This is a genomic window from Actinocorallia libanotica, assembly GCF_039525175.1.
Lineage (GTDB): Bacteria > Actinomycetota > Actinomycetes > Streptosporangiales > Streptosporangiaceae > Actinocorallia > Actinocorallia libanotica.
On sequence record NZ_BAAAHH010000002.1, the window covers coordinates 324,923 to 337,916 of the forward strand.

Below are 12,994 nucleotides of genomic sequence, written 5' to 3' on the forward strand. Positions count from 1 at the left end.
TCACTCCTAGGCTTGATGCCATGACGATGCCCGCGGCCGAACGACTCGGCCTGGACCTGAAGCGCGTGGAGACCGAGCTGATCGCGGCCAAGCAGGCGGCGCTGAAACCCCTGACCGTCCCGCAGTACGCGGCGCTGTTCGCCCTTTCGGACGCCCCCGGGATCTCGGCGGCCGCGCTGGCCCGCGCCTGCCTCGTCACCCCGCAGGCGATGGCCGTCGTCCTGCGGAACCTGGAGGACCGCGGCCTGGTCGAGCGCACCCCGCACCCCTGGCACCGCAACGTGCTGGAGACCCGCCTGACCGCCGCGGGCCGCGAGGCGTTCGAGACCGCCGACCGCGCGGCCGTCGCCATCGAGCGCCGCCTGGCCGAGGAGTTCACCTCCGAGGAACGCGACCAGCTCCGCGCCCTCCTGGCCCGCTGCTCCAAGGCGCTGACCGCCACGGACGAGTGAACGGACCGCCGGAGACCGGCGTCGGCCGAGCCACCGGCGATGGTGGCACCGCGACGGTCAGAGGCGGTCGGTGAAGCCGGTGCGGTAGGCCCAGACGACGGCCTGGGTGCGGTCGCGGACGTGGAGTTTGTGCAGGATGTTCTTGATGTGTGTCTTCACCGTCTCCAGGGAGACGTGCATCGAGGCGGCCATCTCCGCGTTCGACAGCCCTTCCGCGAGCGCGCGCAGGACCAGCGCCTCGCGTTCGGTGAGCGGGACGGGCGGTTCGGGACGGCGGGGGCGGGCGGCCAGAGAGCGCAGGAGGCGGCGGGTCACCTGGGGCGCCAGGAGGGCGTCGCCCGCCGCGACGGTGCGGACCGCGGTGACGATCTCCTCCGGGGTCGCCCGTTTCAGGAGGAAGCCGTCGGCGCCCGCGGCGATGGCGTCGTCCACCACGTCGTCCAGGTCGAAGGTGGTGAGGACCAGCACTCGGGGACGGGGCTCGGTCCAGGAGGCGATCTCGCGGGTGGCGTGGACGCCGTCGCGGCCCGGCATCCGCACGTCCATGAGCACGACGTCGGGACGCGACGCCCGCACCCCGGCGACCGTGTGGTGGCCGTTCGCCGCCTCGCCGACCACCGTGATGTCCGGTTCGGCCGCCAGGAGCACCCGCATCGTCCTTCTGACCAGCTCCTCGTCGTCGGCCAGGAACACGCGGATCATGCCGGGGCCCGCACGGGGAGGACGGCGCGGACGAGGAACCCGTCCGGTGCGGGCCCGGCGTGGAACTCGCCGCCTTCGGCGAGCGCGCGCCGCCGCATGTTGGACAGCCCGCGGCCGGGGACCGGAAGAGCGAAGTCCCGCCCCGCGTTGCCGACCTCGAGGCGCACCTCGTCCCCCTCCTGTTCGAGGCTCACCCGGATGACGCCGGCGTCGGTGTGGCGCAGCGCGTTCGTGACGGCCTCCTGGATGATCCGGTTGAGCGCCCTCGATCCGCTCGGCGACAGCTCGACGCGCTGGACGTCGAGGGCGAGTTCGCGTCCGGCGGCGCGGACCCGTTCCGCCAGCGCGGGCAGGTCGGTCGTCACGGGCATCCCGTCCTCGGGGGAGAGCGCCCGGATCACCTGGTCGAGCTCCTGCAGCGCGCCACGGCCGAGGGTCTCGACGTGCCCCAGCGCCTCGCGGGCGAACTCCGGGTCGTCGGCGAAGACCCTGCGGCCGACCGCCGCCTGCATGACCATCACGTTGACCGCGTGGCCCAGCGCGTCGTGCAGCTCGCGGGCCAGCCGCGCCCGCTCCTCCAGCAGGAGCCGCGCCTCGGCCGCCTCGTTGTAGGCACGCCTGCTGCAGACGGCGTCGCCGCCCACCGTCGCGATGAGGAAGCCCATCGCGATCCCCGGCACCGTCTCCAGCGGATCCCGGTCCAGCAGGACGTACCCGAGCAGCCCGACCAGGAAGACGAGGACGCAGACGATCCGGCGGCGGCGGTCGCCGTAGGAGGAGAAGCAGGCGAACAGCGCGACCCACAGGGGCCAGTGCACGAGGGTCGCGGCGTATCCGGCCGCCGCGTTGACGACCAGGACCGCGCACGCCGCGGCGAGCGCCCGCAGCGGCGCCGTCCGCCACCAGAGCAGGGCGAGCGCCGAGAGCACGCACAGGGCGCCGCCGAAGACGTCGAGCTCCCGGTAAGGCGGCTCCACCCGGATGGCCAGGCTCGCCGCCACCGACAGGACGAGCAGCCCTCCCGACGACCAGACGCGCATACCGCCTCGGTCGGCGTTCACCGGGGCCACCCGCGGCTTGAAGGGCCCGTCAGACCAGATGCGCATACCGCATCGTCCCCCGGCGGGAGTGCGCGGCGAATCCCTCGGACGAGGGAAGCGCACGCGAAAGCCGTATTCCTAGCTTGTGGCTCATGACGCCGCCCCTGACCCGCACCCCGCCCACGACCCGTACCGGAAGCCGCACCGCGGGCCTGTGGTGGCTGGCGCTGAGCGCCGCCGCCATCGCGGTGTTCGCACCGCTGCCCTACCTCACGACCCCGCTGCACGACCTGGCCGCGGACGACAGCGGCCTCGCCGCCAATTACGCCGACCGCGCGCCATGGCTGCGCGCCGCCTTCTACGTCCACGTCGTCGGCGGCGGCCTCGTCCTGCTACTGAGCCCCCTCCAGCTCTCCTCAAGACTACGGTCCCGAGCACCGAAGGCACATCGTGCCTGTGGACGGATCGTGCTCTCCGTCATCATGGTCGCGGGGATCGCGGGCCTGCTGATGGCCCCGTTCAACATGGCAGGACCCCTCGGCGTGGCGGGCTTCGGCATGCTCGCCGTCCTGTGGACGGCCTGCGCCGTCGCCGCCTACTCCACCGTCCGGCGGAGGGACATCGCCGCGCACCGCCGCTGGGCCCTCCGCCTCTTCGCCCTGACCTACGCCGGCGTCACCCTCCGGCTCTGGATGATCGTCCTCACCGCCCTCCAGCCGGGCGTGGCCCCCGAGACGGCCTTCGACCGCGCCTACCTCCTCGTCCCCTTCCTCTGCTGGGTCCCCAACCTCCTCATCGCCGAGCGCTTCCACATACGCCGAGCCCCCTGACCGAACGGCCCGGCGGTCCGTGCCCGTTCGTCACTCCGGCTCGCGCAGAAGGGGCCGGACGACGGAGCGGGCGAGGGAGTCGGCGAAGGAGCGCGGAGCGGCGGGGGCGTCCGGGCCGTGCCGGTAGTAGCGCAGGAAGGCCTCCTGGAAGCAGGCGCCCAGGATGAGGGCGGCGGCGGCTTCGGGCTCCGCGGCCGGGGCGACACGGCCGGCGTCCTGCTCGGCGCGCAGGTAGGCGGCGAAGGCCATGAGGGGGCGGTCGGGACCCGCGCCGTGCCGGGACATGGCCTCGCGGTGCGCCCGCATGCGTTGCGGGTCGGCGAGGAGCGCGCCGAGCATGGGGATCGAGCGCTGGTAGAACTCCAGGGCCGCGTGGGCGAGGGCGGCGAGGTTGTCCTCGACACCGCCTTCCCCCGGCCGGACGTTCACCCGGGACAGACCCGGCAGCCGCTCCTCGAGGACGGCGAGCAGCAGCCGTTCCTTGTCGCCGAAGTACTTGTAGAGCGTCGGCTCCGAGACCGCCGAGGCCTGCGCGATCTCCTTGGTCGTGGCCTGTGCGACGCCGCGCGTCCGGAGCAGTTCCGCGGCGGCGTCGAGGATCCGCTCCCTCGTGCTCATGCCGTCGTCCCTCCTCCGCCGGTTGACAGGTTAGTGAACACTAGATCAGCATAGGGGCTAGTGTTCACTAACCCCTGGAGGGACCGATGCGCATCACCGTCTTCGGCGCGACCGGCGGAACCGGCCTGCACCTCGTGCGCCAGGCGCTCGACGCCGGGCACCACGTCACCGCGGCCGTCAGGAACCCTGGCGGCCTGGGCTGCTGACCATGAAGAAGCGGATCATCATCGCGCTGGGCCTGCTGCTCGCGAGCGCGCTCGGCCTCACGGCCGTTGCCGGATACCTGACGTTCGTCCGCTCGGCCGAGAACCCGCCCTCCGAAGCCTGCGGCCGCGGCCCCGCCTCCGGTCCCGTGGTCGTCGCGGCGGGCGCCAGCATGACCCAGGGCACGCTCGGCGCGAACTGGGTCGGCGCACTGCGCGAACGGCCCGAGTACCGGGGGTACGCGTTCGTCAACGCCGGCGCCAACGGCGACACCAGCGGCGGCCTGCGAGAACGCGTCGACTCCGACATCGTGGCGTGCCGACCGGACGCCGTCACGATCCTGGTCGGCGCCAACGACGTCCTCGACGGCGTACCCCTGGCGGAGTACCGCGCGAACCTCGGCGCGATCGTCGAGCGGATCAAGGCGAAGACCTCCGCCCGCGTCGCGCTGCTGTCCCTGCCCCCGATCGGCGAGGACCTCGGCTCCCCGCGCAACCGCGATCTCGGCGGCTACAACGCCGCGATCAAGGAGACGGCCGCCCGCGTCCAGGCCGACTACCTCCCCCTGCACGAGCAAGCGGTCGACTTCCTCCGGCGGAACGGAGGTGGGGGAACCCCTTACGGCTTCGGCTTCACGACCGCCTTCGCGGCCGGGGCCGAGCACTACCTCCTGGGCCGGAGCTGGGACGCCGTCTCCCGCGGCAACGGGCTCCAACTCCTCGTCGACCACCTGCACCTGAACGACCGGGGCGGCGCGATCGTCACCGAGCTCGTCGCGGGATGGCTGTCCGAGGGCCGGTCCGCCGGGCCCGACCGGCCCTGACGCCGCACCCGCCGGTGACCGTTCACCGCCCGGCGCGAGGCACTTCCCTGACTAGACAGATAAGGCCGCCATGTGCTGTCATGCACAGGTCTTTAGTTGCGAATGACTTGCAATAACCAGGGAGAGGCGGACAGCGCGTGAGGTCGTGGAGGGGCGGGGCGGGAATGCTGGCCGCGGCGGTGCTCGTCGCCGGGCTCGCGGCGTGTTCGGCACCAAAGGAGGGCGGCGGCCGGGACCTCTCCGCGCTGACCGTGGGACTGGCCACCGAACCGGACACCCTGAGCCCCCTGCTCGGGTACGGCAAGGACGGCAACCCCAAGATCTTCGACGGGCTGCTCCAGCGGAACCAGAAGCTCGAACTGGAACCCGCGCTGGCGACCGCCCTGCCCGAGGTGTCGCAGGACGGGCTCACCTACACCTACACGCTGCGCCAGGGCGTGAAGTTCAGCGACGGGACGCCGTTCACCGCGGCCGACGTCGTCTTCACCTACGAGACGATCCTCGACGAGAAGTCCAGCAACGGCTCCCGCGACGAGATCGCGGCGGTCGAGAGCGTCACCGCCGAAGGCGACCACACCGTCGTCTTCAAGCTGAAGTACCCCTACGCGCCGTTCGTCGAGCGGACGGTACTGCCCATCGCCTCGCAGAAGGCGGCGGGCGGACAGGACGTCGACACCGGCGCGTACAACACCTCCCCCGTCGGGACCGGGCCGTACATCCTCGAGTCCTGGCGCAAGGGCGAGAAGATGGTCCTCAAGGCCAACCCCGGCTACTGGGGCGGCGCGCCCGAGGTGAAGAGCTTCACCGCCGTCTTCATCCCCGACGACGACGTCCGGGCGACCCGCCTGCGGGCCGGGGAGCTCGACGGGGCCGTGCTCCCGCCCTCCCTCTCCGCGACGTTCGAGAAGGCCGAGGGGACCCGCGTCATGCACGCCGAGTCCGTCGACTACCGGTCCGTCACACTGCCGACCAAGAACCCCGTCACCGGCGACAAGGCCATCCGGCAGGCCCTCAACCTCGCCGTCGACCGCGAGCTGATGGTCGAGTCGATCCTCAGGGGCTCCGGACGGCCCGCCTACGGCCCCCTCCCCGAGAACAACCCGTGGTTCGCGCCCGAGACCAAGGTCCCCCACGACGACGCGAAGGCCGCGCAGATCCTCGACGCCGCCGGCTGGAAGGCCGGAGACGGCGGGATCCGCGAGAAGGACGGGCGGCGCGCGTCCTTCGACCTCTGGTACCCCTCCGGCGACAAGCTCCGCCAGGACCACGCGCTCGCCTACGCCTCCGAAGCCAAGGGGATCGGCGTCGAGGTGAAGGTGCAGGCCGGGACCTGGGAGGTCATCGAACCCCGGCTCGGCGCGGACGCGGTGCTCGCGGCCGGCGGCGCCGGGTTCGACCCGGACTTCGACCTCTACTCGACCCTGTACTCCGGCCTCATCGGCAGCGGCTGGAACAACATGGGGCACTACACCGACCCCGGCGTCGACGAGGCCCTGGTCGCCGGACGCGAGAGCGACGACGAGGACGAGCGCCGCGAGGCGTACACCACCGTCCAGCAGCGGTTCGCCGACAATCCCGGCTACACCTACCTCACCCACATCGGACACGACTACGTCGTCTCCGACGCGTACGAGGGGCTGACGACCCAGCTGGAGCCGCACGACCACGGCATGGGCGGTCCCTGGTGGAACCTCCAGGACTGGTCTCTCCCGCAGTGAGCACCCTCGTGAAGTCCCCTCCCCGGATCTCGCGCGCCTCCTTCGGGCGACGCGGCCTGGGGAGGGCTCTGCTGCGCCTGGTCGGACGACGGGCGCTGGCGGCCGTGCCGGTGCTGGCCGCGGTCACCTTCGGCGTGTTCGCGCTGGCCGCGGCCTCGCCGTTCGACCCGGTCAAGCAGTACCTGGGGACGGCGGCGCTCACCGCGTCGCAGGAGACCCTCGACCAGGTGGCCCGCAACCTCGGCGTGGACCAGCCGTTCCCCCGGCAGTGGTGGAACTGGCTGACGTCCGCGCTGACCGGGGACCTCGGCGAGTCCAGCGTCTACCGGCAGCCGGTCGCCGAAGTGATCACCGAGCGGATCGGGTGGACCGCGCTGCTGTGCGCCACCGGGCTCGCGGCCGCCATCGCGGTGGCGGTCGTCCTCGGCGTCGCGGCCGCCCGGCGGCCCGGCGGGCCGCTGGACCGCTCCCTCACCTCCCTCGCCTACACGCTGGAGGCCGCGCCCTCGTTCTGGCTCGGCCTGCTGGCCGTCTGGTTCTTCGCGCTCCAGCTCGGCGTGCTGCCCGCGGGCGGCCTCAGCGAACCGGGCTCCGACACCGTCACCCCCGGCGGACTGCTGCGGCACCTCGTCCTGCCCGCGGGCGTCCTGGCGGTCTCCCAGATGCCGTGGTTCCTGCTCTACGTCCGGCAGGGCGTCACCGAAGCCCTCACCGAGGACCCCGTTCGCGGCGCCCGCGCCCGCGGCCTCCGCGAACGCACCGTCCTGTTCGGCCACGCGCTGCGCTCCGGCCTCCTGCCCGTCCTCACCCTGATCGGCACCCGCATCCCCGAAGTGATCACGGGAGCCCTCCTCATCGAGACCATCTTCAGCTGGCCCGGCATGGCCGCCGCCACCACCGAGGCCGCCACCGCCGCCGACTTCCCCCTCCTGGCCGCCGTCACCGTCCTCGCCGCCGCCGCCGTCCTCGCCGGCAACCTCCTCTCCGACGTCCTCTACTGCGTCGCCGACCCCCGCGTGAACCCGGAGGAACTGTGACCTCCCTCCAGCCCCGCCCTGAGGAACAGAACCAGCCCCGGCCCCCGGGACAGGACCGGCCCGGGCCCGAAGGCAGGGAGCGGCCCGAGCCCGAAGGCCGGAACCGGCACCTGTCCGAAGGTCGGGAACGACACCTGCCCGAAGGACGGGAACGGTCCGGGCCCGGGAGGCGGAGCCGGGACAAGAGCGGGGGGCGGAACTCGTTGCGGGCCCGGGTGTCGGCCGGGGTCGTGGCGGGGCTCGCGCTGGCGGTGCTGTTCGTGCCGGTGTTCTTCCCGCTCGACCAGCAGGCCGTCCATCTGCGCGAGACCCTTCTGCCCCCGTCCTGGGAGCATCCGTTCGGCACGGACGGCAGCGGACGGGACGTGCTGCTGCGGTGCGTCTACGGGCTGCGGGTCTCGCTGCTCGTCGGGATCGTCGCCGCGTTCGGGGCGGCGGTGATCGGCACCGCGGTCGGGGCCGCGGCGGGGCTGCTCGGCGGCCGGACCGACCGGTTCGTCATGCGGATCGTCGACACCTTCTCCTCCGTCCCCCACCTCATGCTCGGCATCTTCATCATCGCGATGTTCCGGCCCGGGGTCTGGCCGGTGATCCTGTCGATCGGACTCACGCACTGGCTCTCCACGACGCGGATCGTCCGCGCCGAGGTGCTCTCCCTGCGCGGCCGCCCGTACGTCGACGCCGCCGTCTCCGGCGGCGCGTCCCGGACGCGGGTCGCCACCCGGCACCTCGTCCCGGCGGTCCTGCCCCAGGCCGGGCTCGCCGCCGTCCTGCTGGTGCCGCACGCGGTCTGGCACGAGACCGCGCTGTCCTTCCTCGGCCTCGGCCTCCCCTCCCATCAGGCCAGCCTCGGCAACATGATCCAGGACGCGCGCGGCACCCTCCTGGCCGGCGACTGGTGGCCCACGCTCTTCCCCGGCCTGTTCATCATCGTGCCCACCCTCGCGATCGCCGGCCTGGCCGGCGCCTGGCGGGAACGGCTGAACCCGCGACGCCGATCGGAGCTGATGCTGTGACCGCCCTCCTGTCCGTCCGCGACCTCTCGGTGCGCTTCACCGTGCGCCGAGCCCGCTCCTGGCACCGGGTCGCCGCCGTCACCGACGTCACCTTCGACCTCGCCCCCGGTGAATGCCTCGCCCTCGTCGGCGAGAGCGGCTGCGGCAAGTCCGTCCTCGCCTCCGCCCTCCTCGGCCTCCTCCCCGCCAACGCCGCCACCGCCGGCACCGCCCTCCTCACCACCACCGGCGCCGATGGCGTCGATCTGCTCTCCGCGGGGGAGCGGGTGCTCGCGGAGCGGGTGCGGGGGCGGCGGGTCGGGCTGATCCCGCAGAGCCCCGCGGGGCATCTGACGCCGGTCCGCACGATCCGCTCGCAGCTGGCCGAGACGATCCGGGAGCTGACCGGGAGGCCCCGTGCGGAGCTCGGCGCGGCCGTGCCGGCCGCCGCGGAGAGGGCGGCCTTCCCCGCCGACCACCTGGACCGCCATCCGCACGAACTGTCCGGCGGGCTCGCCCAGCGCGCGGCGACCGCGCTGGCCCTCGTCGCCGACGCGCCGCTCCTGCTGGCCGACGAGCCGACCACGGGCCTGGACCGCGACCTCGTCGAACGCACCGTCACCGAGCTGCGCCGCCAGGTCGACGACGGCCACGCCCTGCTGCTCATCACCCATGACCTCGCCGCCGCCGAGCTCGTCGCCGACCGCGTGGCCGTCATGTACGCGGGCCGTATCGTCGAGCTCACCGACGCCGCCTCCTTCTTCGGCTCACCCGGCCCCCGCCATCCCTACGCCCGTCGGCTGCTCAACGCCCTCCCCACCCGTGCGTTCACTCCCATCCCCGGCATGCCTCCGGAACTGGACGCCCTCCCGTCCGGATGCGCCTTCGCCCCCCGCTGCACCGCCGCCACCTCCGTCTGCGCCACGGACCTGCCTCCTCTAGAGAACGGAACGGCCTGCCACCACCCCCACACCCCGATTCTGAACCTCGCCACTGACAGTCCGATCAGAGGCGAACACACAGAGTCAGCACAAGGGTCGACAGGGCCGTCCAGCGAGCACCCGGAGAAGAACGATGCCCTCTCTTCCTGACACCCTCGGCAAGCCCGCCCGCACGGACGAAGAGCCCGCCCCCGCCCTGGAGCTCCGCTCCATCACCGCCGGCTACCCGGGCCGCCCGCCCATCGTCCAGGACGTCTCGCTCACCGTCCCCGCCGGAGAGTCCGTGGCGCTCCTGGGCCCCAGCGGCTGCGGGAAATCCACCTTGGCCAAGGTCGCCGCCCTCCTCCACCGCCCCGTCTCAGGCTCCGTGACCCTGCACGGCGCCCCCGTGACCGGCTGGCGCCACCGCGCCCCCAGAGCCCAGCGCACCTCGGTCGGCTTCGTCTTCCAGCAGCCCCGCACCGCCGCCGACCCCCGGCTGACCCTCGCCGACCTCATCGCCGAGCCCCTGCGCGCCACCCGTGCCGTCCCCCGCCGCGACCGCGGGGCCGCCGACGCGCGCGTCCGCCCCCTCGCCGCGACCGTCGGCCTCACCGACGACCTCCTGACCCGCCGTCCCCACGAGGTCAGCGACGGCCAGCTCCAGCGCGCCTGCCTGGCCCGCGCCCTGATCCTGCGCCCCGCCCTCCTCATCTGCGACGAGATGACGGCCATGCTCGACGCCTCCACCACCGCCGCCCTCGTCGACGCCGTCGAGACCTACCGCGCCGAGACCGGTGCGGCCCTCCTGGCCATCGGCCACGACCGCCCCCTCCTCACCCGCTGGTGCACCCGCCTCCTCGACTACCCGGCCACCCCCGCCCCGCCGTCACCGCCCCCCGTCACCGCCCGACCGATCGCCCACCACCACTGAGGCTTCTGTTCCGCTGAGGCTTCTGTTCCACGAGGGGTGGCCGCCGTCCTTCCCGAGCGCGCAGCGGCTCCCGGTGAATCCGCCGTCGGAGCCCCGAGCGATGCGCCCGACCAAGCCGACCCGCCTGCTCGGAGACTCTCGGAGCAAGACGACCCACCCGCACGGAGAGCACCCGGGACGGGATACGCACCCCCTCGGAGGAGGGCGCGCGGTTCCGCTTCGGGCGGGGCTTCAACGGGGTTCGAGTCGGATGAGGGTGGCGTTGCCCCGGTCGTCCACGCGGATCACGGCGGCCAGGCGGTGGGAGGTGATGTCCCGTTCGATGGCGCGGGCGCGTTCCTCTGAGGTGAAGAAGCTGTGGAGGCCGCAACCGTACTGCTCGCAGATCAGGTAGGGAGGTCGCGGGCGGTCTCTGACGGGCGTGGCGCCCTTCCAGAGGGAGCCGTCGCGGACGAGCGGGACGTAGGGCTCCTTCGAGAGGGACGGCTCCGGCAGACCGGGGTAGTCCAGTTGGACGTAGGCGCCGCGGAAGGGGCTGATCGGGTCGACGGGCTCGACCGCCAGCCGGTACTCCGTGCCGGTCAGCCGCGCGGACAGCTGCGGCTGGACCGCCCACGCGGCGAGCGCACCCTGAAGGAGCACGGCCGCCGCCACCTGGACGGCGCGGGAAGAGAACCTCATCGCGAGACCTCCGTGATCAGACGGCGGCCCCGCTGGGCGAGCACGCCGGTGCCGAGGAAGACGGCGCCGAGCACCAGGAACAGCGCCGCGCCGGAGAACAGCGGAGCGAAGATCGCGAAGCTCTGCGTGGTGACGAAGACGACCAGCGCCGCCGCGGCCAGCGGCACCACTCCCGGCAGCCTCCGCGACGTCCCGAGCACCGCGAACCAGGCCGCCGCCAGTACGTAGCCGATGATCCCGCCGACGGCCCGGACGAGCCCCGCCCCCGTCGGGGAAGTCGTCGTCCCCGCCGGATCCCAGACCGCCAGCAGCGCTCCCGCCCCCAAGATCATCAAGATCACCGAGATCTCCGCCAGACCGCCGCCGGGACGGAACTCCCCTCTACCGGAAAAGGAGCGCCAGGCCGCGAGCACGGCGAGGACCACGGCGACGGCGCCGCCCGACAGCAGGGCGCCCGTCATCTGGAAATCCTCGTCGGGGAAGGCGGCTATGAAGAGCCCGACCAGGGCGAGCAGGACTCCCGCGGGACGCCAGACCGCTGCGAAGGCGGGAGTCCAGTGCTCGTGCAGGAGGGCGAGGGCGGTGGTGAAGACGGCGGCGACGAGCATGGCGCACGCCACCACGCCGTGGCTCGCGGCGTTCTCGGCCGACCACCAGGCGTACCAGCCGACGCCGAGCCCGACCGCGACGACCAGCGGGGCCTTTCCTCGGGTGGCGTAGGCGTAGGCGAGCGCCCCTCCCGCCCACGCGCCGAGGAGTTCCGGGCCGCCCTCCGGAACGTGCAGGCTCTGCGCCGCCTGGAAGACCACGCCGCCGCCCGCCGCCACCGCGAACACCCGGACGGCGGCCGGAAGCACGCCGGAGACCCGGGAGGCGAGCAGTTCCGCGCCGGCGACCGCGACCAGCCAGATCACGACGATCCCGACGAACCTCACCGTCGGCGACAACCGCTCGTAGTTCGCCGCGATGGTCCAGAGCAGGCCGACACCCAGGAACGCCGCACCGAGGACCAGCGCAAGGCGCTCCAGGGCGAACCGGCGGTTCTCGGTGTACCGCCCCGCGATCCCGGCGGCCGTCTCCCCGTCGATCAGCCCGTCCGCCTGCCAGGCGGCCAGCTCGCCCCGCAACCACGCCAGTCGCTTAGGCGAAATGTGCACTGTGTCCATGTGCGCAAGGATGACCCATCCGCCGGCTCCGCGTCCTGAGCGCACCTACTCAACCGCTTTGAGTACCGAGGGCGAACCACCCCTTTACGGTGGAGGCATGGCCGATGCGCACGTGACCGCCTGGGGTGAGGGCGAACCCGTCGTCCTCGTCCACGGGGTGCTCACCTGGGGAACCGACACCGCGTTCGGATTCGGACGCCAACGCCCGCTGGCCGACGCGTTCCGGCTGCTCGTCATGGACCGCCGCGGCTACGGCCGGAGCCCCGACGTCGCGCACAGCGACTACCGCGTGGACGCCGACGACATCGTCCGGCTGCTCGGGGACGGAGCGCACCTCGTCGGACACACCTACGGAGCGGTGGCGGCCATGCTCGCCGCGGCCCGAGCACCGGAGGCCGTGCGGTCGCTCACCCTGATCCAGCCGGGCTGCCTGCAGGTGGCCGCGGACCGTCCCGTGGTGGCCTCCGCGCTCCAGGCCGCCCGCGCCGGCCTGGAGCACATGCCCGCGGACCTCACCCCCGAGACCTACCTGCGGCTCTCCCTGGACGCCGTCGGCATGCCCGCCGTCCCCGCCACTCCCGAACGCCTGCGGGCGGCGGCCACCACGATGCGCGAACGCCCCTGCTGGCAGGGCGACCTGCCCGTCGAACCGCTCGCCGCCGCCCCTTGGCCCAAACTCGTCATCATCGGCGACTGGGCGGGCGCCCCGCCGCTCTACCGCGAGAAGGCGGGCGGGCCCGTCATGGTCACCGCCCGGGTCACCGCCGAGCGCATCGGCGCCCGCTTCCTGGAGCTCCCCGGCTACTACCCCCACGTCCAGCACCCCGACAGGGTCAACGACGCCCTGCGCGCGCTGTTCCGGGCGGCCTGACCT

15 protein-coding genes are annotated in these 12,994 nt (G+C 73.2%); 10 read left to right on the forward strand and 5 right to left on the reverse strand.

The features are described 5' to 3' along the window. Positions 1-20 precede the first annotated feature (20 nt). The gene (locus ABD140_RS04605) at positions 21-452 is read left to right on the forward strand and encodes a MarR family winged helix-turn-helix transcriptional regulator (protein WP_344237016.1); all 432 of its coding nucleotides are present in this window, start codon (positions 21-23) and stop codon (positions 450-452) included. A gap of 57 nt (positions 453-509) precedes the next feature. On the opposite strand, the gene ABD140_RS04610 is transcribed toward ABD140_RS04605, so the two are convergent. Together ABD140_RS04610 and ABD140_RS04615 are read right to left on the reverse strand one after the other, a co-directional pair. Continuing rightward, positions 510-1,154, reverse strand: coding sequence for a response regulator transcription factor (locus tag ABD140_RS04610; protein WP_344237018.1), 645 nt, complete (start codon positions 1,152-1,154; stop codon positions 510-512). Then, positions 1,151-2,260 (reverse strand): sensor histidine kinase, encoded by a 1,110-nt coding sequence (locus ABD140_RS04615; protein WP_344237020.1) that lies wholly within the window; start codon positions 2,258-2,260, stop codon positions 1,151-1,153. Before ABD140_RS04615 ends, ABD140_RS04610 begins: the two co-directional genes overlap by 4 nt. 86 nt (positions 2,261-2,346) lie before the next feature. Here ABD140_RS04615 and ABD140_RS04620 point away from each other — a divergent pair, with 86 nt between their 5' ends. Continuing rightward, positions 2,347-3,024 carry a DUF2306 domain-containing protein gene (locus ABD140_RS04620; protein ID WP_344237022.1) on the forward strand — a complete coding sequence of 226 codons (678 nt, stop codon included), beginning with the start codon at positions 2,347-2,349 and terminating at the stop codon, positions 3,022-3,024. A gap of 30 nt (positions 3,025-3,054) precedes the next feature. On the opposite strand, the gene ABD140_RS04625 is transcribed toward ABD140_RS04620, so the two are convergent. Further along, positions 3,055-3,642, reverse strand: coding sequence for a TetR/AcrR family transcriptional regulator (locus ABD140_RS04625; protein WP_344237024.1), 588 nt, complete (start codon positions 3,640-3,642; stop codon positions 3,055-3,057). An 86-nt stretch (positions 3,643-3,728) separates the two neighbouring features. Between ABD140_RS04625 and ABD140_RS04630 the strand changes: the two genes are divergently transcribed. The 7 genes from ABD140_RS04630 to ABD140_RS04660 all read left to right on the forward strand — a co-directional run bounded on the left by ABD140_RS04630 (position 3,729) and on the right by ABD140_RS04660 (position 10,273). Further along, positions 3,729-3,848: an NmrA family NAD(P)-binding protein gene (locus ABD140_RS04630; protein WP_344237026.1), complete on the forward strand. Its 120-nt coding sequence runs from the start codon at positions 3,729-3,731 to the stop codon at positions 3,846-3,848. A 2-nt stretch (positions 3,849-3,850) separates the two neighbouring features. Further along, positions 3,851-4,669 carry an SGNH/GDSL hydrolase family protein gene (locus ABD140_RS04635; RefSeq protein ID WP_344237028.1) on the forward strand — a complete coding sequence of 273 codons (819 nt, stop codon included), beginning with the start codon at positions 3,851-3,853 and terminating at the stop codon, positions 4,667-4,669. A 137-nt stretch (positions 4,670-4,806) separates the two neighbouring features. Then, on the forward strand, positions 4,807-6,387 hold the full coding sequence (locus tag ABD140_RS04640; RefSeq protein ID WP_344237030.1) for an ABC transporter substrate-binding protein: 1,581 nt from the start codon (positions 4,807-4,809) through the stop codon (positions 6,385-6,387). Continuing rightward, a complete protein-coding gene (locus ABD140_RS04645) occupies positions 6,384-7,424 on the forward strand; it encodes an ABC transporter permease (RefSeq protein ID WP_344237032.1) in 1,041 nt (346 codons plus the stop codon). The genes ABD140_RS04640 and ABD140_RS04645 overlap by 4 nt, the downstream gene beginning before the upstream one ends. Before the next feature lie 203 nt (positions 7,425-7,627). Then, on the forward strand, positions 7,628-8,440 hold the full coding sequence (locus tag ABD140_RS04650; RefSeq protein WP_344237034.1) for an ABC transporter permease: 813 nt from the start codon (positions 7,628-7,630) through the stop codon (positions 8,438-8,440). Beyond that, the gene (locus ABD140_RS04655; protein ID WP_344237036.1) at positions 8,437-9,510 is read left to right on the forward strand and encodes an ABC transporter ATP-binding protein; all 1,074 of its coding nucleotides are present in this window, start codon (positions 8,437-8,439) and stop codon (positions 9,508-9,510) included. The genes ABD140_RS04650 and ABD140_RS04655 overlap by 4 nt, the downstream gene beginning before the upstream one ends. Then, positions 9,494-10,273, forward strand: coding sequence for an ABC transporter ATP-binding protein (locus tag ABD140_RS04660; protein WP_344237037.1), 780 nt, complete (start codon positions 9,494-9,496; stop codon positions 10,271-10,273). Before ABD140_RS04655 ends, ABD140_RS04660 begins: the two co-directional genes overlap by 17 nt. A 231-nt stretch (positions 10,274-10,504) precedes the next feature. Here the strand turns inward: ABD140_RS04660 and ABD140_RS04665 are convergent, their stop codons facing one another. After that, positions 10,505-10,954 (reverse strand): GDYXXLXY domain-containing protein, encoded by a 450-nt coding sequence (locus ABD140_RS04665; RefSeq protein WP_344237039.1) that lies wholly within the window; start codon positions 10,952-10,954, stop codon positions 10,505-10,507. Beyond that, the gene (locus ABD140_RS04670; protein ID WP_344237041.1) at positions 10,951-12,120 is read right to left on the reverse strand and encodes a DUF2157 domain-containing protein; all 1,170 of its coding nucleotides are present in this window, start codon (positions 12,118-12,120) and stop codon (positions 10,951-10,953) included. Before ABD140_RS04670 ends, ABD140_RS04665 begins: the two co-directional genes overlap by 4 nt. A 97-nt stretch (positions 12,121-12,217) precedes the next feature. Between ABD140_RS04670 and ABD140_RS04675 the strand changes: the two genes are divergently transcribed. Continuing rightward, entirely contained in the window at positions 12,218-12,991 is a 774-nt protein-coding gene (locus ABD140_RS04675; protein ID WP_344237043.1) for an alpha/beta fold hydrolase, read from the forward strand. The last annotated feature ends 3 nt before the right edge of the window (positions 12,992-12,994 follow it).